Raw genomic sequence first — 19,551 nt, 5'->3', positions numbered from 1 at the left:
TCAGGTCGTACCGGCAGGCATGGGAAGCGGTTTTTGCGGCGCATCGGCCTCGGCGTCCGGGCGCTGGTTGGGTGCACCCTGACCAGGCCGCGAGCGGCCGATGGTCATTGACAGAAGGATAACGGGAACCAGCCCGACCAGCACGATGGCCAGTGCGGCACTGGAGGATTCGGCCAGCCGCTCGTCCCCGGCCAGCTCGAAGGCGCGCACGGCGAGGGTGTTGAAGTCGAACGGGCGCAGAATCAGTGTCGCGGGCAGCTCCTTGAGCACATCGACAAAGACCAGCAAGAGCGCCGTCAGTAGCGTGCCGCGCATGATCGGCAGGTGCACGCGGGTCAGGGTCTGCAGCGGTCGCATGCCCAGCGAACGGGCGGCGTCGTCCATGCTCGGCTGGATCTTGCCCAGGCCTGCCTCCACCGTCTGCAGCGAGACCGCGAGAAAGCGCACCGCGTAGGCGAACAGCAGGGCGAACACGGTGCCGGACAGCAGCAGCCCGGTCGACAGCCCGAAGGTGTCGCGCATGAAGCCGTCCAGGGCGTTGTCGAAGGCGGCGAACGGGATCATCACGCCAATCGCGATCACCGTGCCGGGGATCGCGTAGCCCATGCCCGCCACGCGTACGGCGAGGTTGGTGAACGGACCGCCCTGCATGCGCTTGGCATAGGCCAGTACCAGGGCCAGAACCACGGCGATCACGGCCGCGGCGACCGCCAGCCAGAAGGTGTTGAACACCAGCCCGGCAAAGCGGGCGTTCATCCAGTGGTCGGTGGTTTGTGCCGCCCAGATCGTGAGTTGCGCAGCGGGCAGCAGGAACCCGAGCACCACCGGCAGCAGGCAGGCGGTGAACGCCGCCGCGGCCTTCCAGCCCTGCAGGCGATAGCGCGGCAGGGTGGAATAGCGGCGGCTGGTGTGATGGAAGCGGGCCTTCGCGCGCGACCAGCGCTCCAGCACGATGAGTATGAACACGAAGGTCAGCAGCACCGCCGAGAGCTGCGCGGCGGCGGCCGGGTCGCCCAGCCCGTACCAGGTGCGGAACACGCCGGTGGTAAAGGTGCTGATGCCGAAGTAGGCGACCGTGCCGTAGTCCGCGAGCACTTCCATCAGCGCAAGGGTCAGCCCGGCGATGATCGCTGGGCGGGCCAGTGGCAGGGCCACGCGGCGAAACCCGCCGAAAGGACCCTGACCCAGCGTGCGCGAGACTTCCAGCACGCAGACCGACTGCTCCAGAAACGCCGCGCGGCTGAGCAGGTACACATACGGGTAGAGCACCAGCATCAGCATGACCATCGCCCCGCCCAGCGAGCGGATCTCGGGGAAGAAGTACTCCCCGTAGCCCAGCCCGGTCAGGTCACGAATCAGGCTCTGCACTGGCCCGGAGAAGTCCAGCATGCCGGTATAGGTGTAGGCAATGATGTAGGCCGGCATCGCCAGCGGCAGCATCAGCGCCCACTGAAAGATGCTGCGTCCGGGGAATTCGCACATGCTGACCAGCCAGGCGACCGGTACGCCGATCAGCAGCACCCCGATACCGACGCCGACCACCAGCGCCAGGGAGTTGGTGACGTAATCGGCCAGTACCGTCTGGCGCAGGTGTTCCCAGACCTCGCCTGCCGGGATGAATACATGCCCGAAGATCACGAGCACCGGGAGCGCGAGCACCAGCGCCACCGTGATCGCCACGACCGACCACAGACTGAACGATAGTCGCGGTCTGCCCCAAGAAATGGTTCGCGTAGCGGGCAGGGCTGGGTTGGAGGGCTGGGCGCTCATGGAGTGCGAATAATAAAGGTTCTTGTTTCGAATACCACCAAGACTGCTTCCCCATTACAGGCTTCGCAGAAACAGCAAGCCCCCGGGCGGAGCCGGGGGCTTGCGAAACGCGTGGGCCCGAAGGGCATCAGCGCCAGCGTACGCGGTCCATGATTCGCACTGCCTCGCTGTTGTTGTCGCCCAGCAGGTGCAGCTCGATGTCGTCGGACTTGAACTCGCCAAAGCCCTGCAGGATCTCGCTGGCCGGCACATCATCCCGGATCGGATATTCCTGGTTGGCCTCGGCGTACCACTCTTGCGCCTCCTGCGAGGTGAGGTACTCGATCAGGCGGATGGCGTTGTCGCGGTTCGGGGCATGCGCCGTCACGCCCGCACCACTAATGTTCACGTGTGTACCGCGGTCGTCCTGGTTGGGCCAGAAGACGCCGATCTGTTCGGCGACATCGCGGTCGCTGCCGTCGCCGTCGAGCATCAGCCCCAGGTAGTAGGTGTTGGCGATCGCAACATCACAAACCCCGTCGGCCACTGCGCGAATCTGGTCGCGGTCGCCGCCCTGCGGCCGGCGCGCCATGTTGTTCACGATGCCCTCGGCCCAGGCCTCGGCAGCCTCCGCGCCCTCGGTCGCGATCATCGCGGCCACCAGCGACTGGTTGTAGACGTTGTCGGACGAGCGGATGCAGATGCGGCCTTCCCATTGCTCGTCGGTCAGGGCCTCGTAGGTGGACAGGTCATCCGGATCGACCCGGTCCTTGTGATAGAGGATTGGGCGCGCGCGCAGCGACAGGCCGTACCACTCGCCTTCGGGGTCGCGATAGCGCTCTGGGATGTTCTCGTTCAGCGTGTCGGATTCCACAGCCTGCAGCACACCCGCCTGCTGGGCGTGGTGCAGGCGGCCGGCGTCCACGGTGATCAGCACGTCCGCGGGCGAATTGCGCCCCTCGTGACGCAGGCGCTGCAGCAGGCTGTCGGCACTGCCGGTGACCAGGTTGACCTTGATGCCGGTCTCCTCGGTGAATTGCTCGAGCAGGGGCTGGATCAGGTTCTCCTGCCGCGCCGAGTAGAGATTGACTTCGTCTTCGTCAGCCGGGCTGCAGCCGACCAGGGGCATGGAGACGGCCACGGCCGCGGCGGCCATCACCAGCCAGGAAAGGGGGCGAAACGACATGCTGAATCTTCCATTTGGCAAATGAGACGAGAACGATTGTTATTTGTGTTCTCATCCGTGTCAACGATTATCTGCTACCGAGTTGGGGCTTTGCGCCTTTCTAAGGGGCTGGCATGCACGTCGGCCGCCGTTTCGAAGGGAAACACTGATCCATGTACACGCTCGCTGCCTCGTCGCTTTTGCGTGCGAACAAGGCGCGGTGACTGCCGTGCAGCATTCTGCACAAGGGAGCCGCAACGCGGTGTGCACGCCCGTTTTTGATAACAACGGGTGGCCGAGCCCCTTGGGGTTGGCATCCCGGGTTCCCCGATCCGGCGTTGCGTCACTTACGGGTAGAACCACTACCCGTGGCATAACGCGCCTTGCCTCGGAAAACCTGGGTTACCAACGCGAGTGTGTAAATTGATCAGTGTTTCCCTAAGCTTGGCCCATGGACAAGCCCCTGCCCAAGACCCCCGAAGCCCTGCCCCCCGTCCTTGATGAGGAGGTCGCGCACCTGCTGAACGACCTGGGCGGGCTGGCCGAGTGGCCCGACAGCCTGACGGGCGATGCGGCCAGTCCGCTGGCCTTCAGCCACTACCTGGCCCAGACGTTACGGCGGCATCCGGACTACCTGCTGGACACTCTGGACGCCGAGGGGCGAGTGCCCGAACGGGGCGACGACGCCTTTGCCGCGATGCTGCGTGCCGCGCTGGAGAAGGCTGAAGGCGAAGGGCAGCTGAAACAGGCGCTGCGCGAGGTTCGCCATCGCGAGATGATCCGCATCGCCTGGCGGGACCTGGAAGGGCGCGCGGGACTGGACGAGGTCATGCATGACCTCAGCCGTCTTGCACAGGGCCTGATCCAGGGCGCGCTGGACTGGCTCGATCGCCACTACCAAGGGCGCCACGGGCAGCCGCGCGGGGCCGACGGCGCACCGCAGTCGCTGGTCGTGCTGGGGCTGGGGAAGCTCGGCGGCGGCGAGCTGAACTTCTCCTCCGATATCGACCTGATCTTCGCCTACGCCGAGTCCGGCGAGACTGATGGCGAACGGGCGCTGGACAATGGTGCCTACTTTCAGAAGCTGGGGCGTGCCCTGATCGCAGCGCTATCCGAGGTGACGGCGGACGGCTTCTGCTATCGCGTCGACATGCGTCTGCGCCCGTTCGGGGACTCGGGCCCCCTGGTGATGCATTTCGACGCCATGGAGGACTACTACCAGGCGCATGGCCGCGAGTGGGAGCGCTACGCCCTGATCAAGGCGCGCCCGCTGGCCGGGGACGCGGCCGCGGGAGATGCGCTGATGAAGCGTTTGCGCCCGTTCATCTACCGCCGCTACCTGGACTACGGCACGCTTGCGAACCTGCGCGAGCTCAAGCAGATGATCAACGACGAGTCCGCTCGGCGTGGCCGCTATGAAGACGTCAAGCACGGCGAGGGCGGGATCCGCGAGATCGAGTTCATCGCCCAGTCGTTTCAGCTGATTCGCGGCGGGCGCGACCAGGCCCTGCAGCGGCGGGACCTGCTGGGCGTGATGGAGGTGCTGCGCGAGCGCGAATTGCTGCCGGGCTACGCGGTCGACCAGCTGGAGCGCGGTTATCGCTTTCTGCGTCGGGTCGAGAATCGCCTGCAGATGCTCAATGATCAGCAGACCCACCGTCTGCCGCGCTCTGCCGGCGACCGGACCCGTCTGGCCTTGTCGATGGGCTTCGACAGCGAAGTGACCTTCGAGGCGGCGCTGGTGCGCGAGCAGCGCCGGGTGCATGCGCACTTCGAGCAGGTGTTTACCGCCCCGCAGCGTGACGACGCCGAGTCCATGGACAGCTCGCCCGAGGCGGATCGCGAGCAGCAGCTGCATCGCCTGTGGCAGGGCTCGCTGGACGACGACGTGGCGCGAGAGGCCCTGTCCTCCCTCGGTTTCGATGACCCTGCGGCGGCGCTCGAGGGGCTGGTGGACTTGCGCGAGAGCCCCGGAGTGCGTGCGATGAGTACCACCGGACGCCAGCGGCTGGACCGCCTGATGCCGCTGCTGATCGGGGCCTTGGCCGAGCTGGATGCGCCGGGCACAGTGCTGCCTCGCGCCCTGCAGATGGTGCGCACCATCGCCCGGCGTTCGGTGTATCTGTCGCTGCTGGTCGAGAATCCGCTGGCGCTGTCGCAGCTGGTCAAGCTGGTGGCGGCCAGCCCCTGGATCAGCGAGCAGCTGACGCGCTTCCCGGTGCTGCTGGACGAGCTGCTCGACCCGCGTGCCTTGTATGCGCCGCCGGACCGCGATGGTCTGCGCGAGGAGCTGGAGGCGGAACTTGCGCAGTTCCCGGGGGAGGACCACGAGCAAATGCTGGACCGCCTGCGCCAGTTCAAGCAGGTGCAGACCCTGCGGGTGGCGGCGGCCGACATCATGGGCTTTCTGCCGTTGATGAAGGTCTCCGACCACCTGACCTGGCTGGCGGAGGTCATGCTCGAGCGGGTGCTAAAGCTCGCCTGGGACAAGCTGATCGAGCGTCACGGCGAGCCACGCTGCGGCGAGGGCGACGAGCTGCGCCCGGCGCGCTTCGCGGTGATCGGCTACGGCAAGCTGGGCGGCTTCGAGCTGGGATACGGCTCCGATCTGGACGTTGTGTTTCTGCATGACTCCGAGGGCGAGGATGCACAGACCGCCGGGCCGAAGGTGATCGACAACACCGAATTCTTTGCCCGGGTCGCGCAGCGGGTGGTTCATCTGCTGGGGGCCTTTACCGCGGCTGGCAGGCTGTACGAGGTAGATACGCGGCTGCGGCCGAGTGGCACGTCCGGTTTGCTGGTCAGCGGGCTGCAGGCCTTTCGCCGTTATCAGGATGAGTCCGCCTGGACCTGGGAGCATCAGGCGCTGGTGCGGGCACGCTTTGTCGCTGGCGACGCCGAGCTGGGCAAGGAGTTCGATGCCCTGCGTCGCGAGGTGCTGACCCGCGAACGAGATGCTGTTGCCCTGCGGACCGAGGTGATCGAGATGCGCCAGCGCATGCTGGCCGAGCATGCTTCGAAAAAGGGCCAGGGCTTCCATCTCAAGCGCGACCGGGGCGGTATCACTGATATCGAATTCATGGTTCAATACTGGGTTTTGGTATCCGCCCACGACCATCCCGCCGTCTGCGACTGGCCGGACAAGATTCGCACGCTGGACGCCTTGGGCTGCGAGGGCGTGATCAGCGAGGATCTGAGCGAGGCGCTGGCGGATGCCTATCGGGATTTGCGCAACCGCATCCACCGCCTGACGCTGGCGGGCCGGGACGCCCGGGTCGAGGAGCCGGACGAAGAGTTGCTGGCGGTGCGCGACCGCGTAATCGAAACCTGGAATGACCTGTTCGGCGCGCCGGATCCGGTCGCCAACAAGAACGCCTAGAGGGATACACGACATGTCGATGGCCGACCGCGACGGGGTGATCTGGCTGGACGGGCAGATGGTGCCCTGGCGCGAGGCGCAGACCCACGTACTGACCCACACCCTGCATTACGGCATGGGCGTGTTCGAGGGCGTGCGTGCCTACAAGACCGAGCGCGGTCCGGCGATCTTCAGGCTGCAGGACCACACCCGACGCCTGTTCAACTCCGCCAAGATCCTCGGCATGACCATCCCGTATTCGGCCGACGAGCTGAACGACGCACAGGTCGCTTCGGTGCGCGACAATGGCCTCGAGAGCGCCTACCTGCGCCCGATGTGCTTCCTCGGCTCCGAGGGCATGGGCCTGCGCGCGGACAACCTGAAGGTTCACGCGATGGTTGCGGCCTGGCACTGGGGCAGCTATCTGGGCGACGAGGGTATGGAGAAGGGCATCCGCATCCGCACCTCGTCCTACAGCCGGCACCACGTGAACGTGACCATGTGCAAGGCCAAGGCCAACGGCAACTACATGAACTCGATGATGGCCCTGCAGGAGGCGACACGCTGTGGCTATGACGAAGCCATGCTGCTGGACACCGAGGGCTACGTGGCCGAAGGCAGTGGCGAGAATATCTTCCTGGTTCACGACGGTGTGCTCTACACACCGGACCTGACCTCCGCGCTGGACGGCATCACCCGCCGCACGGTGATCACCCTGGCCGAGGAGGAAGGCCTGCGCGTGGTGGAGAAGCGCATCACCCGTGACGAGGTCTACATCGCCGACGAGGCCTTCTTTACCGGGACCGCCGCCGAGGTGACACCGATCCGCGAGGTCGACGACCGCCCGATCGGCTCCGCGACCCGCGGGCCGATTACCGAACGCCTGCAATCGCGCTATTTTGATGTCGTACAGGGCCGCGACCGTCAGCACGACGGCTGGCTGACCTACCTCTAGGGAAACACTGATTAATGCACACGCTCGCGTTGGCACCCCAGGTTTTCCGAGACAAGGCGCGTCGTGCAGCGGGTAGTGGTTCTACCCGCAAGCGGCGCAACGCAGGATCGGGGAACCTGGGGTGCCAACCCCCACAAGCTATTGAAAGACGGGGCTCGGCCGCTTTTGCGCGGGAACGGCGTTGCGGTTCCCTTGTGCAGAATGACTGCACGGCAGTCACCGCGCCTTGTTCGCACGCAAAAGCGACTCGAGCGCGAGCGCGTGCATTAATCAGTGTTTCCCCAACACGCGAGACGAAAACCATGGTCAATCCCGATACCGCCCATCACCAGGACCAGTACGAGACCGCGAACGCGCAGCCGGAGGTCACGGTCACCAAAAAGGACCTGCCGCTGCACTGCCCGACGCCGAAGATGGCGCTGTGGGCCTCGCACCCGCGCGTCTTCCTGCCGATCGACGAGACCCCGGACGGTCGCTTCCAGTGCCCGTACTGCGGCACCCAATTCATCCTGAAGGGCGACGCCTGATCACCGGGGACCCGCGCCCCGGTACCTGTGCCGGAGCGCAGCGCGCCCGCCCCGGGCGTTCCCGCGCACGCATCCGATGAAACTTTCCTTGCCCCCGTTCGATCAGGCCCGTGTGCTGGTGATCGGCGATCTGATGCTGGATCGCTACTGGCACGGTGGCACCGACCGCATCTCGCCCGAGGCCCCGGTCCCGGTGGTCCATGTGCGCGAGATCGAGCAGCGCCCGGGCGGGGCCGGCAACGTCGCCCTGAACCTTGCCGCCCTCGGCGGCCACGCGGATCTCGTCGGCATCACCGGCGAGGATGAGGCTGCCTCCGAACTGGCCGGTCTGCTCGAAGGGGCGGGCGTCGCCTGCCACTTCCGCCGCCAGCCGGGCGCGGCCACCATCACCAAGCTGCGCGTGATCAGCCGCCATCAGCAACTGATCCGTCTCGATTTCGAGGACGGCTTTCCGGGGATTCGCGCCTCCGACCTGCTGCCGCAGATGGAGCCGTTGCTGACGGGCGCAGGTGCCGTGGTCCTGTCGGACTATGCCAAGGGCGCTCTGCGCGAACCCCAACCCTTGATCGAGGTTGCGCGCGCCGCCGGTGTGCCCGTACTGGTGGACCCCAAGGGGCGCGATTTTTCCCTCTATCGTGGGGCGACACTGATTACTCCGAACCTGACCGAGTTCGAGGCCGTGGTCGGGCGCTGTGCTGACGAGGCCGATCTGGTCGCACGTGGCGAGGCGCTGGCCCGAGATTGCGGGATCGACGGGTTGCTGGTGACGCGCGGCGAGGATGGCATGAGCCTGATTCGTCCGGGCCACGCCCCGGTGCATCTGGGGGCTCGGGCGCGCGAGGTCTTCGATGTGACCGGTGCCGGCGACACCGTGATTGCCACCTTGGCGGCCGGGCTCGCGACCGGGCTGGAACTGCCTCAGGCAATGGCCCTGGCCAATATCGCGGCCGGTATCGTGGTGGCCAAGTTGGGTACCGCGACGGTCAGCGTGGCAGAGCTGCGCCGAGCCCTGCAGGATCAGGAGCAGACCGGGCGCGGCGTGTTGACCGAGGACGAGCTGCTGCATGCGGTGGCGGATGCCCGGGTGCATGGCGAGCGTATCGTGATGACCAACGGCTGCTTTGATCTTCTGCATGCCGGGCATGTGGCCTATCTGGAACGGGCGCGCAGCCTGGGTGATCGCCTGATCGTGGCGGTCAACGACGATGACTCGGTACGCCGGCTGAAGGGGGAAGGGCGTCCCGTGAATCCGGTCGAACAACGCATGGCGGTGCTGGCCGGGCTCGCCTCGGTGGACTGGGTCGTGCCGTTTTCCGAGGATACCCCGGCGCGGCTGATCGGCGAGGTCCTGCCCGACCGGCTGGTCAAGGGTGGTGACTATCGTCCGCAGGACATCGCCGGGCACGACGCGGTGGTCGCCCATGGCGGACGCGTGGAGATCCTCGACTTCCTCGATGGCTGTTCGACCTCGTCGATGATCGAACGCATGCGCAAGCCCGCGGGCTCCTGACGCACCGCCACCCTGCACGTCGCTTTCCCCGCCTTTCGTGCGCCGCGTACAATGCGGCGCAACCCCAGCTTTTTCAGGAGTCGTCCCCGTGATCATCGTTACCGGCGGTGCCGGATTTATCGGCAGCAACCTGGTCAAGGAACTCAATCGTCGTGGTCGCACCGACATTGTCGTGGTCGACAACCTGACCCACGGCCAGAAGGCGCTGAACCTGACCGACTGCATCATCGCCGACTATCATGACAAGGAAGACTTCCGCGACCTGATCGAGGCCGATGCTCATCTGGGGCCGGTGGAGGCGGTGTTCCACATGGGCGCATGCTCGGCGACGACGGAGTGGGACGGGCGCTACATCATGCGTAACAACTTCGCCTACACCCGTGAGCTGTTCCACTGGTGCCAGGATCGTCGCATCCCGTTCATTTACGCCTCTTCGGCGGCGGTGTATGGCGGCAACGACACCTTTCGCGAGGAGCCGGCCCACGAGCGTCCTTTGAACGCCTACGGCTACTCCAAGCTCGCGTTCGACCAGTATCTGCGCCGGCATATGGATGCGCTCACCGCGCAGGTCGTGGGTCTTCGCTACTTCAACGTCTACGGCCCGCGCGAGGGTTACAAGGGCGGGATGGCCAGCGTGATCCATCACTTCAGTAACCAGCTACGCGAAGGGGACACGGTAAGGCTCTTCGAGGGCTGTGACGGCTACGCCGATGGCGAACAGCGCCGCGACTTCGTCGATGTTCGCGATTGCGTAAATCTGAAGCTTTGGCTGCTGGAACATCCCGAGGTGAATGGCATCTATAACTGCGGGACCGGGCGCGCACGGACCTTCAACGACATGGCCCGGGCGACGATCGACTGGTTCGGTCGCGGCGAGATCGAGTACATCCCGTTCCCGGACCACCTGAAGGGCCGTTACCAGAGCTATACCCAGGCGGATCTGTCACAGCTGCGCGCGGCCGGCTGTGACCTGGAATTTCACGATATCGAGGACGGTGTGCGCGCCTACCTCGATGCGGTCGCGGTTGATCAGGCCGACTGACCCCGGAGAAGCAGCATGAGTGACCAGCCCCTGCATCGCGTTCGCGCGGATGAGTACGAAAGCCCCGGTGATCGCCTGGAGCGGTCGCTGGAGGAAGGGCGCGTGTTGCTGTTCGAACCGGGGCGGCTTCCGCTGCCGGATGAGGAGGATCTGGTCTTTCTGCGTGACGAGGTCGGTCGGCTGCTCAGTCTGAAGAACATCAGCTATCACCCGCATGGCGACTTTATCAGCGGCCTGAAGAACGAGGGCGACGCCGGTGAGCGCGTGCGCCGGATCCTGAGCGAGTATGGCCAGCGCGTGGAGGGCTTTCTGGGGCATTTGCTGCCGGGGTTTACCAGTGGCTGGAGCCCGCGCAAGGTCAACTTCCGTCCGGTGCAGGAGAAGGGCCGGGTAATCAAGCGGCATTCCAACAACGAACTGCTGCATGTGGACGCGTTTCCGGCCGGGGCCACCCACGGCTGGCGGCCGCTGCGCTTTTTTACCAACATCAACCCCGAGGAGGCGCGCATCTGGCGGGTGGCCGAGGAGTTCGGCGAGCTCTATCGTCAATTTGGCGCCGCGGCCGGCATCGCCCCGCCACCGCGCCTGCGTCAGGGGCTGGCGGAGCGCGCCTGGACCGGCAGCCTCCGGGCGTTGTCCGCCCTGAATCTTCCGCAACTGGAAGTGGTCGGCGACACCTCGCCCTATGACCGTGCGATGCGGCGCATGCACAACTGGATGAAGGACAGTGACGAATTCCAGAATGCCCCGGGGCGTGGCACCGAGCTGGTCTTCGAGCCGTATTACAGCTGGTGTGTGCTGACCGACCAGGTCAGTCATGCGGCGCTGTCCGGCCAGCACGCGCTGGTGGCCACCTTCTACGTGCGTCCCGAGGCCTGTCATATGCCCGAGCGTTCCCCCTGGGGGGTGCTGGAGGCCGCCGGCCGGGCTGCCTGAGCGTGGAAGCCCGCCACTGGCGTCGCGGGCGGGTCCGCGTGCTGCATGACGCGGCTCTGTCCGCCGTACCGGAACCCTGGTGGTTCGATTTTGGCGAGCTGGAGCGTCGAGGTCTTGTGACGGGCCGCGGCGGTGGCCGTGGCAGTGTGGTGTTCTTCCGCAGCCCCTGCGATCCCGACGAGCAATGGGTGCTGCGCCACTACATGCGTGGAGGGACTGTTGCGCGCGTCCTGGGTGATCGTTACCTGTGGCAGGGTCTTGCCGAGACCCGTCCCTGGCGCGAGTGGACCTACACGGCCCGGCTGTATGATGAAGGGCTGCCCGTGCCGCGCCCGGTGGCCGGGCGCGTGGTGCGTTCCGGGCCGCTGTATGCGGCCGATCTGATTACGGCGCGGGTACCGGGGGCGCGTTCACTGGATGAGCACCTTGGCGAGGCCGGGGTTTCCGAAGCTGTGTGGCGGGCGGTGGGCGCCTGCATCCGGCGCTTCCACGATGCCGGGCACTGGCATCCGGACTTGAACAGCCGCAACATCCTCATCGCCCCGGATAGACGGGTCAGCATCATCGACTGGGATCGTGGGCGGCATCGAGCCGGGACGGATCCGGACTGGCGCGAGGCCAATCTGCAGCGGTTGCGCCGCGACCTGGAGAAGCGCCTGCGGATTCGCAGCCACTGGGTCTATACCGATGCCTGCTTTGTGGCCCTGCGTGCCGGCTATGAGGCGGGCGCGCTCTCGGGCGACTGAGCCGCGACCATCGGCGGCCGGGCGCGGGGTGCGCCGGCCGCCATCAATGCATCCAGGCGTTCGATTGCGTCCTCGGGCCGGATCAGCTCCATCACACCGGGTCGCTCGATCTTGGTGCCCCAGCGGATCGCGCTCGCTGGTTTGCCCAGTTCCCGTCGGGCGGCCTCATCGTAACGATCCACGCACCACTGTCCGCTGTAGTAGGGGCGTGCACGGCCCGGGTTGGTGCAGGCGTACAGGCCGACCACTGGGGTACCCATCGCGTTTGCCATGTGGGCTGGGCCCGAATCCGGGCTGACCACGGCAGTTGCGCGTCCGAGAATCGCCAGCATTTCCTTGATGGAGGTCGCCCCGACCAGGTTTCGGTGGGCGAGCTGGCTGTGCCTTAGCACGGCCTCGCCCATCTCGCGCTCCAGCGCCGAGGGACCTCCGGTGATCAGAACCTGCAGACCATGTTCCCGTACCGCGTGGTCGGCGACCTGTGCGCAGCCCTCGGCGGTCCAGTTGCGCAGGTGGTGGCTGGAACAGGGGCTGATCACCAGCGTCGGGGTGCCATCGGGGATCTCGTCGCGGGCCCTCTCCGCGGCGTTGTCGGGTACAGGGATGTCCCAGACCATGTGCCGGCGCCGGATCCCCAGCGTCTCGATGAAGCTGAAGTAGATGTCGATTACGTGCTGCCCGGGGTGCGGGGGGATGCGCGCGTTGATGAACAGGCCGTGCAGATCGCGCGAGCGGGCGCGGTCATAGCCCAGGCGAAGGCCTGCGCGGATACCCAGGCTGGCGATATTGGCGCGCAGGGCGAACTGGTTGTGCAACAGCACGTCGAAACGCTCGCCGCGTAGCTGCCTCCAGAGTTCGCGATAGCCGGCCCAGCCGGCGGTCTTGTCGAAGATTCGGAAATTCACCCCCGGGATATCGCCTACCAGGGCGTGTTCGGCGCGTCCGACGACCCAGGTTAGCCGGGTATCCGGCCACTCCTGCTGCAGGGTGCGCACGACTGGTGTCATGTGAGTCACATCCCCCAGCGCCGAGAAGCGCAGGATGCACAGGGACTCGGGTGGGGTCGTCAGGGGGAGCGGGGGATGGGCCATGAGCGTGCCGGGTCAGAGCGGTCCGTGGCTGCGCTTGCGTTGCGAGCGGCGCGCGCGACGATGGTCCTTCACACCAGGGTACATGTCGACCTCGGGATCGGGCTGGCTCTTGAAGCGGCGATGGGCCCAGAAGTACTGCTCCGGGTGTTCGCGCACCGCCTCCTCGATGATCTGGTTCATGCGTTCGGCATCCGCCTGGTCATCTCCGGATGGATAGCCCTCCAGCGCCGGACCGAATACGACCTCGTAGCCCGCATGACCGGGGAGCGCGTGATAGAACACCGGTACTACGCGCGCCTTGCCCATGCGGGCCAGTCGCGAGAGTCCGGTCACCGTGGCGGCCGGGATGCCGAAAAACGGGGCGAAGACGTTCTGGCGGCTGCGATAGTTCTGGTCGCCCGCATACCACACCGGCAGACCATCCCGCAGGGTTCGCACGATCCCGCGCAGGTCGTCCTTGGACAGCACGGGACCGATCCGGGCCCGCCCCCGTCGCATAGTGGCATCAGCCAGTGGGCGTCGATCCATGGGTTTGTAGATGGCGGCCATGTCGATCTCGCGGCTCAGCAGGCGGCCGGCCATCTCGATGGGGGTGAAATGCCCGGACAGCAGGAGGACCGGCGATCCGTCGGCCTGTGCCTGTTCCAGATGCTCCAGCCCCCGGATGTGTAGCGGAATGCGGTCGACCCGCGGCCCGCCGAACCAGGCCAGTGCCAGCTCGGCAAAGCCGCGCCCGGTGTAGCGTAAGTTCGCGCGCACAAGTGCCTCGCGCTCGGCGGCGTTCAGCTCGGGAAAGCACAGCTCCAGGTTGCGGCGGATGATCAGCCGCCGCTGTCGGGCCAGGGCGTATGAGATCGGGCCGAGCGCCTCGCCCAGGCGCAGTACGAGCTCAGGAGGCAGGCGACTGATTAGCCACAGCAGGCCCAGGCCGAGGCTGTAGCCCCAGTTGGAAGGATGCGCCGGATGGGTGCTGCGCGATTTCGGCATCGTGGTGGACCTGGGTCCAAAGCGGCCCAGTATATCAGGGCCGAGCTGGCACCCGTACGACGCGGCCGTCCATGATCGGTAGACTACGTCCCTGCTCCCGTATAGGCAGGTTATGCATACAGTTCCCGCGCAATCCGAAGCACCGACCCGCACGACCCTCGACGTCGCCGCGATGGCTGCGCGTGGCCGCGCCTTTGTCGTGCGTGAGGGCAGTCGTAGCTGGTATGCCAAGAAGGCAGTTCCGGGGCGCAGCTCCATACGGGCGCTGGGGGGCAGTCTGCTGGCCCGGCTGACGCTCGGGGAGTGGGCCCCGCTGGCGCCGCTGAGGCTGGGCGGACAGGACCAGATTGCCTACGAGGCAGAGCGCCTGCGTGCATTGCGCGCGGCCGGAGAGGCCGTGCCGGAGGTAGTGTGCCTGGAATCCGGCTATCTGGTGCTGGCGGAAAGTGGTCAGCCGCTGGGCCATGCCCTGCGCCGGGCCGGATTCGAGCGTAGCGCCGAGTTACTGACCTGGGCGGCCCGGGATCTGGCACGGTTTCATGCCCGCGGTCTGTGGCATGGTGGCGCTCAGGTACGCAACCATCTGCTGGCCGATGGAGGCAAGACCTTGATGCGCATTGACTTCGAGGAGCCGCTAGACCAGCTGATGCCGCTGCCGGCACGGCAGGCCGTGGATCTTTACCTGCTGGTGTACTCGGCTACGGCGCTCAAGGGGCTTCCGGAGACGGACCTGCATCGGCTGGGCTCGCGGATGGTGTGTGCCTACCTGGAAGCCCACGCCCCGGATGAGCGGATGTTGGGTTATCTGCATCGTGGGCAGCGGGTCCTGGGCGCGCTGGAGGCCGGCATCGGCTGGCTGGCGCGAGCGGTCAGTAAGGATGCCCGGCGGTTGTTTACGACCCGCGCGGTGCTGGCTGAGGTGCTGGAGCGCGCGGGCGATGCCCCCGGTGCCATATCCGACGGACAGGGGCGGTGTGACCGCTAGTCCGGGGCCTCGCTCAACGGTGCTTTTTGCAGAGTCGCGTAGTGGCCGTTGCGGGCCAGCAGTTCGTTATGAGTCCCGGATTCGACGATCTGTCCGGCGTCGAGCACCACAATGCGATCGGCATCCTCGATGGTCGAGAGGCGGTGTGCAATAACCAGTGTTGTACGGTTTCGCATCAGGACTTCCAGCGCATCCTGGATCTTCTGCTCGGATTCCGAATCCAGCGCGGAGGTGGCCTCGTCCAGGATCAGGATCGGGGCATCCTTGAGCAGCGCTCGGGCGATGGCAACGCGCTGGCGCTGTCCGCCGGAGAGCATGATCCCGTTTTCACCGACCACCGTATCGAAGCCCTCGGGCAGCTGTTCGATGAACTCCAGGGCATTGGCGGCGCGTGTGGCCTCGCGCAGTTGGTCGTCAGTCGGTTTTTCCGGCAGGCCGTAGGCGATGTTGTTGGCCAGGGTGTCGTTGAACAGCACCACGTGCTGGCTGACCAGCGCCATCTGCGAGCGCAGATCCCGCAGTCGGTACTCGCGGATCGGGTAGCCATCCAGACGGATCTCGCCCTGCTCGGGTTCATAGAAGCGGGGCAGCAGGCGTGCCAGGGAGGTCTTGCCGCTGCCGGAACGGCCGACCAGCGCCACGGTTTCACCGGGGGCGATGTTCAGGCTGACATCCTTCAGCACCCATTCGCTCTGTTGTGGGTAGCGCAGCCAGATGTGGTCGAACTCGATCCGACCCTCGGCGTGATCCAGGGGGCGTTGGCCGTGATCGGGCTCGGGGGGCGTGTCCAGTATTTCGAACACGCTCTCGCCAGCGGCCAGGGCCTTCTGGATTTCGGCATTCACCCCGACAATGCGTTTCAGTGGCGGCAGCATCAGCAGCATGGCCACGATGAACGAGATCATCCCGCCGGGTGTGATGGTTTGGAGGACCATATCCATCGTGGCCAAATAGACGATGATTGCGAGCGCGATGATCGCCCCCAGCTGGGACAGCGGCTGGCTGATGGCCTGTACGGCCTTGTGCCGCATCAGCTGGCGGTGGTAGCGCTCGTTGGTGCGCTCGAAGCGGTGGGCCTCGTAGTCCGTTGCACCAAAGATCTTCACTTCCGCCTGCCCGCGAATGCCATCCTCCGCGATCTGGGCATAATCCCCGACGGATTTCTGCATACGCCGGCTCACTTTGCGGAACTTCTTGTTGGCACCAACCACCACCAGCCCCACCAGCGGCGCGATGCTGAACACAATCAGCACCAGCCATCCGCTGAGATAGGTCATATAGGCCAGCAGGAAGATCACCGTAAAGGAGTCGCGGATCAACACGATGATGGCCTTGGATGCCGCGGCGTTGATCTGCGTGACGTTGTAGGTGAGCTTCGCCAGAAGGGTGCCGGGGGAGTGGCGATCAAAGAATGCTGCCGGAAGCCGCAGGTACTGCTCGAACACCGCCTGCCGGACGTCCTTGACGACCTTGCGGCCGATCCAGGCGACGCTGTAGTCCGACGCAAACATGGTGATGCCGTGGAACAGAAAGATCCCGATCAGCGCGGCTGGTACCCAGACCCGCGCGGTTGGATCTTGCTCGATGAATGTCCCGTCCACCAGGGGCTGGATAATCCATGCAAAGGCCGCCTGCCCCGCCGCGGCCAGGATCATCGCGACAATCGCCAGCACCCCCAAGCGCCAGTACGGCCTGACGAACGCAAAGATTCGCTTGTACAGCTGCCAGGATTCGCCGGCTGTCGGGTGCTTCGGGTTCTGGTCGATCGAGCGATTACCCATCGAGGGTTCCTTGCCTGGCTGGTGCTGCCGCTGACCGCACATTTCCGCGCTGCAAAACAATGCCGGAAGTGCGAGGGGGCGGATGATACCAGACCGTGTCTCGGCGCCCTGGGGCGGGCACGTCGCCAAGGCTGCGTGGTAGCATGAGCTTACTTGGATTGTCACTTTGCCCCGTATGTTCGCGCTACCTGTTTGGAGCCTGCAATGTCCAGCCACACCATCGTCCCTGGTCGTATTAGTATTTCGATCCCTCATTGGCAGGTGCTGCCCCTGCTGCAACCATGCCTGCGTTCGATCCGCAAGAACACGAGCGGCAAAGATGTCGAAGTCATCGTGATCGACAACGGTTCGAAAGACGAAAGCTTGGATTACCTGCGTTCCCTGGAGTGGATCCGCTTGATCGAGCGACCGGAAGAGGGGCTATTCAACTTTCCTGACAACGTCTGGACCTCGCACGACATCGCACTCAAGGAAGCTACGGGGGAGTTTCTGGTTACGATGCATACGGACTTGTTCGTGAAGCGCGAAGACTGGCTGGACGAATATCTAAAGGCGATGGCAGGGAACCCCCGTCTGGGGGGTGTCGGCACCTGGAAGCTGGAGCTGAAGAACCCGGTCTACGAGTTCCAGAAGCGTGTCTTCCACGTGATCCGCAGCAATATCAAGTACGCCCTGGGCCTGCGTAAGAAGCGCTACGAGTGGAAGCAGGGCCACTATCCGAAGGACTTCTGCGCGATGTACCGCCGCCAGATCCTCTTGGACGAAGGTCTCACCTTCCGCAGTATCGAGGGCAAAAAAGGCTTTTACGACCAGAGTGGCGGTTACTCCATCTCGGCTCAGCTGTGGGACAAGGGGTACCCCACTCGAGTCATCCCCGTTCGCACCATGATCCCCAGGATTGTGCATCTCGGCCATGGTACTGCGGCGGTCTCTCCAGAAAAATCCCACAGACGGAACCAAGGAAAGCTTGAGAATCGACGCGACTCCCTGTTTTGCGAGAATTGGGTGAGAGAGCTGCAAACCGATTCTGGACTGGATCGGTAATTCCTTAGGTCTTCAAGTGGAAGCAGAAATGGCAACTCTGGAAGGCTTGGATGCATCAGATCATCTTGGGAAGATTCGCCGAACTTGCCTGAACGCTACCACCTTGCCTTGCATTTCATGTGCGCCCTGTATTCTTGTTTTCTACAGGCCGGTCAAGCAGTTTAATGTGGGTAACCTAGCTTTCCGTATACGCCTTGGCTTCCGCGAGGCTGAATCCTCGATCCGAGGCCTAACTCAGTTCTCGTGTGGAATTGCAATATAATCCATTTGGCCCCTTTCGGTCTCCTATAATGAGCTCACCTCTATGGTATCGAAAGTGACTCGCTCAGGCTTCTTGGGGCGGGTTCGCGCATCCCAATTTCTTCAGCCTCTGTTATTTTGGATGGTTGCTGTATTTGTCGCCGGATTTATTGCAGCGTGGGAGACGCGAATCCATCGTGACATTCTGTACTTCGGTGTTTTCGCTCCGGCCCTCCTTTATTTTTCGCGCTATCATTGGAGAGCCTTATCCGCGAGTTTGGTGATTCGGCTCCTGGCCGTTTTTCTCGGGTACCTTTTGCTTAGCTTGCTGTGGTCCGGTGGGCCGTCTTTTGATGAGGTGTACAACAAGATCCGCTACGCCCTGATTATCCTTTCAGCGGTCGCTGTCTTTGCTTGGGTGTTCTCTCGTGACGAGTTTTGGTTGACTCGCTTCCTTGCAGTCATGCTTCCCGCGGGTGTTTTGGTTCTCATTTTCTCGGTATTATCCTTTTACTCCAGTGAGCCGTTTCCTGATGCACGGCTTAACAACCTAGTGTTCTACCATCAGAATCCAAACTCTGGGGCGGTCGGCTACTACCTTCTGATAATCGTCGGTGTCTATGGGGTCTTGGCAGGGAAAACAGTATTCCAGAAGTACGGTGGACTTCTTGCGGTCCTTATTGGTTCGGCATTCTTGATGATGGCACAAAGCCGTGGCCTCATCGTGGGCGCGGTGGCCGCGACAATGGTGCAGCTCATCTATTTTAGAGTTTGGAAGATTCTGGGGCTGGTTTTGATTGGTGGCGTCGCTTTTTTGGTTATCCTTGGCCAGTTAGGTTGGTCGGGTCGAGGCTTTTTTGAGAGGGCGGATTCGTATCGTTTCGAGATCTGGGCATTAACTCTTGACAGGGTGTTTTTGTCGCCTGCTATAGGGCATGGGATTGGTGCGGACGTAGGGGTGACCCTTGAATCAGGGAGGCGAGAGATCAGTCCGCACAACTTTGTATTGATGGTCCTGTTCGTTGGTGGGGGAATCGGCGGATTGCTGCTGGTGGCTATCTTGGGGAGGTGTGTCTGGGTGCTTCTCGGTGCGCTAGGGAAACACTGATTTATTCCGCCGTGGGTCCCGCCCACCTGGCGGGTTTGGGATAATGGCGCCAGGTTTCCTGCCCAAGGTGATGGCCGATGTCCCAGCGCAGCTTTTCCGATCTCGAGTATTCCGCCAAGCGTAAGCAGACGCGGCGCGACCGCTTTCTGGGGGAGATCGATGCGATCACGCCCTGGGCGGCGCTGGTGGAGGCGATCGAGCCGCACTACCCGAAGGGGAAGCGGGGTCGTCCGCCGATTGGTCTGGAACGGATGCTGCGGATGTACGTGGCCCAGCAGTGCTTCAACCTGTCGGATGAAGGGATCGAGGATGCGGTCTACGACAGCC

General features: G+C 64.4%; 16 protein-coding genes. 11 read left to right on the top strand and 5 right to left on the bottom strand.

What is annotated here, in order from left to right:
* A complete protein-coding gene (locus tag F813_RS0107990) occupies positions 1-1,680 on the bottom strand; it encodes an iron ABC transporter permease (RefSeq protein WP_017926153.1) in 1,680 nt (559 codons plus the stop codon).
* 217 nt (positions 1,681-1,897) lie between these two features.
* The gene (locus tag F813_RS0107985) at positions 1,898-2,935 is read right to left on the bottom strand and encodes a Fe(3+) ABC transporter substrate-binding protein (protein ID WP_012981713.1); all 1,038 of its coding nucleotides are present in this window, start codon (positions 2,933-2,935) and stop codon (positions 1,898-1,900) included.
* 430 nt (positions 2,936-3,365) lie between these two features.
* On the opposite strand from F813_RS0107985, the gene glnE reads away from it, so the two are divergent.
* From glnE to F813_RS0107950, 7 genes are all read left to right on the top strand, one after another.
* Complete coding sequence (glnE, locus tag F813_RS0107980) at positions 3,366-6,293, top strand: bifunctional [glutamate--ammonia ligase]-adenylyl-L-tyrosine phosphorylase/[glutamate--ammonia-ligase] adenylyltransferase (protein WP_017926152.1); 2,928 nt, start codon at positions 3,366-3,368, stop codon at positions 6,291-6,293.
* A 13-nt stretch (positions 6,294-6,306) separates the two neighbouring features.
* Positions 6,307-7,227 (top strand): branched-chain amino acid transaminase, encoded by a 921-nt coding sequence (locus tag F813_RS0107975; RefSeq protein ID WP_017926151.1) that lies wholly within the window; start codon positions 6,307-6,309, stop codon positions 7,225-7,227.
* A 302-nt stretch (positions 7,228-7,529) separates the two neighbouring features.
* Positions 7,530-7,754: a zinc-finger domain-containing protein gene (locus tag F813_RS0107970; protein ID WP_017926150.1), complete on the top strand. Its 225-nt coding sequence runs from the start codon at positions 7,530-7,532 to the stop codon at positions 7,752-7,754.
* Positions 7,755-7,830: 76 nt separating this feature from the next.
* On the top strand, positions 7,831-9,264 hold the full coding sequence (gene hldE / locus F813_RS0107965; RefSeq protein ID WP_012981717.1) for a bifunctional D-glycero-beta-D-manno-heptose-7-phosphate kinase/D-glycero-beta-D-manno-heptose 1-phosphate adenylyltransferase HldE: 1,434 nt from the start codon (positions 7,831-7,833) through the stop codon (positions 9,262-9,264).
* An 88-nt stretch (positions 9,265-9,352) separates the two neighbouring features.
* Positions 9,353-10,306 (top strand): ADP-glyceromanno-heptose 6-epimerase, encoded by a 954-nt coding sequence (gene rfaD / locus F813_RS0107960; protein ID WP_012981718.1) that lies wholly within the window; start codon positions 9,353-9,355, stop codon positions 10,304-10,306.
* Positions 10,307-10,321: 15 nt separating this feature from the next.
* The gene (locus tag F813_RS0107955; RefSeq protein WP_017926148.1) at positions 10,322-11,242 is read left to right on the top strand and encodes a Kdo hydroxylase family protein; all 921 of its coding nucleotides are present in this window, start codon (positions 10,322-10,324) and stop codon (positions 11,240-11,242) included.
* A 2-nt stretch (positions 11,243-11,244) separates the two neighbouring features.
* Entirely contained in the window at positions 11,245-11,988 is a 744-nt protein-coding gene (locus F813_RS0107950; RefSeq protein ID WP_017926147.1) for a 3-deoxy-D-manno-octulosonic acid kinase, read from the top strand.
* On the opposite strand, the gene F813_RS0107945 is transcribed toward F813_RS0107950, so the two are convergent.
* Both F813_RS0107945 and F813_RS0107940 read right to left on the bottom strand, forming a co-directional pair.
* The gene (locus tag F813_RS0107945) at positions 11,958-13,079 is read right to left on the bottom strand and encodes a glycosyltransferase family 9 protein (RefSeq protein ID WP_017926146.1); all 1,122 of its coding nucleotides are present in this window, start codon (positions 13,077-13,079) and stop codon (positions 11,958-11,960) included. The genes F813_RS0107950 and F813_RS0107945 overlap by 31 nt on opposite strands.
* A 12-nt stretch (positions 13,080-13,091) precedes the next feature.
* A complete protein-coding gene (locus F813_RS0107940) occupies positions 13,092-14,066 on the bottom strand; it encodes a lipid A biosynthesis acyltransferase (RefSeq protein ID WP_017926145.1) in 975 nt (324 codons plus the stop codon).
* A gap of 112 nt (positions 14,067-14,178) precedes the next feature.
* On the opposite strand from F813_RS0107940, the gene F813_RS0107935 reads away from it, so the two are divergent.
* Entirely contained in the window at positions 14,179-15,051 is an 873-nt protein-coding gene (locus F813_RS0107935; protein WP_231289544.1) for a serine/threonine protein phosphatase, read from the top strand.
* Here F813_RS0107935 and msbA read toward each other — a convergent pair.
* Positions 15,048-16,832, bottom strand: coding sequence for a lipid A export permease/ATP-binding protein MsbA (gene msbA / locus F813_RS0107930; RefSeq protein ID WP_017926143.1), 1,785 nt, complete (start codon positions 16,830-16,832; stop codon positions 15,048-15,050). The two genes, F813_RS0107935 and msbA, sit on opposite strands and share 4 nt — an antisense overlap.
* Positions 16,833-17,036: 204 nt before the next feature.
* On the opposite strand from msbA, the gene F813_RS0107925 reads away from it, so the two are divergent.
* From F813_RS0107925 to F813_RS13595, 3 genes are all read left to right on the top strand, one after another.
* Positions 17,037-17,876 (top strand): glycosyltransferase family 2 protein, encoded by an 840-nt coding sequence (locus F813_RS0107925; RefSeq protein ID WP_017926142.1) that lies wholly within the window; start codon positions 17,037-17,039, stop codon positions 17,874-17,876.
* 382 nt (positions 17,877-18,258) lie between these two features.
* Positions 18,259-19,224 (top strand): O-antigen ligase domain-containing protein, encoded by a 966-nt coding sequence (locus F813_RS13600; protein WP_155995120.1) that lies wholly within the window; start codon positions 18,259-18,261, stop codon positions 19,222-19,224.
* Between the two features lie 77 nt (positions 19,225-19,301).
* The coding region (locus F813_RS13595) for an IS5/IS1182 family transposase (RefSeq protein ID WP_017926140.1) at positions 19,302-19,551 on the top strand (250 nt) is incomplete at its 3' end.

The organism is Thioalkalivibrio sp. HL-Eb18 (genome assembly GCF_000364985.1).
GTDB lineage: Bacteria > Pseudomonadota > Gammaproteobacteria > Ectothiorhodospirales > Ectothiorhodospiraceae > Thioalkalivibrio.
Note: the sequence above shows the minus strand (reverse complement) of the source record. Positions and strands in the feature narration are given on the sequence as shown.

Bases quoted from the DNA above. Each gene is read 5' to 3' on its own strand.
- F813_RS0107940 (WP_017926145.1), bottom strand. From the start codon at position 14,066: ATGCCGAAATCGCGCAGCACCCATCCGGCGCATCCTTCCAACTGGGGC.
- hldE (WP_012981717.1), top strand. From the start codon at position 7,831: ATGAAACTTTCCTTGCCCCCGTTCGATCAGGCCCGTGTGCTGGTGATC.
- F813_RS0107975 (WP_017926151.1), top strand. From the start codon at position 6,307: ATGTCGATGGCCGACCGCGACGGGGTGATCTGGCTGGACGGGCAGATG.
- F813_RS13600 (WP_155995120.1), top strand. From the start codon at position 18,259: ATGGTTGCTGTATTTGTCGCCGGATTTATTGCAGCGTGGGAGACGCGA.
- F813_RS0107970 (WP_017926150.1), top strand. From the start codon at position 7,530: ATGGTCAATCCCGATACCGCCCATCACCAGGACCAGTACGAGACCGCG.
- F813_RS0107935 (WP_231289544.1), top strand. From the start codon at position 14,179: ATGCATACAGTTCCCGCGCAATCCGAAGCACCGACCCGCACGACCCTC.
- F813_RS0107955 (WP_017926148.1), top strand. From the start codon at position 10,322: ATGAGTGACCAGCCCCTGCATCGCGTTCGCGCGGATGAGTACGAAAGC.
- F813_RS0107945 (WP_017926146.1), bottom strand. From the start codon at position 13,079: ATGGCCCATCCCCCGCTCCCCCTGACGACCCCACCCGAGTCCCTGTGC.
- F813_RS0107925 (WP_017926142.1), top strand. From the start codon at position 17,037: ATGTCCAGCCACACCATCGTCCCTGGTCGTATTAGTATTTCGATCCCT.
- glnE (WP_017926152.1), top strand. From the start codon at position 3,366: ATGGACAAGCCCCTGCCCAAGACCCCCGAAGCCCTGCCCCCCGTCCTT.
- msbA (WP_017926143.1), bottom strand. From the start codon at position 16,832: ATGGGTAATCGCTCGATCGACCAGAACCCGAAGCACCCGACAGCCGGC.
- F813_RS0107985 (WP_012981713.1), bottom strand. From the start codon at position 2,935: ATGTCGTTTCGCCCCCTTTCCTGGCTGGTGATGGCCGCCGCGGCCGTG.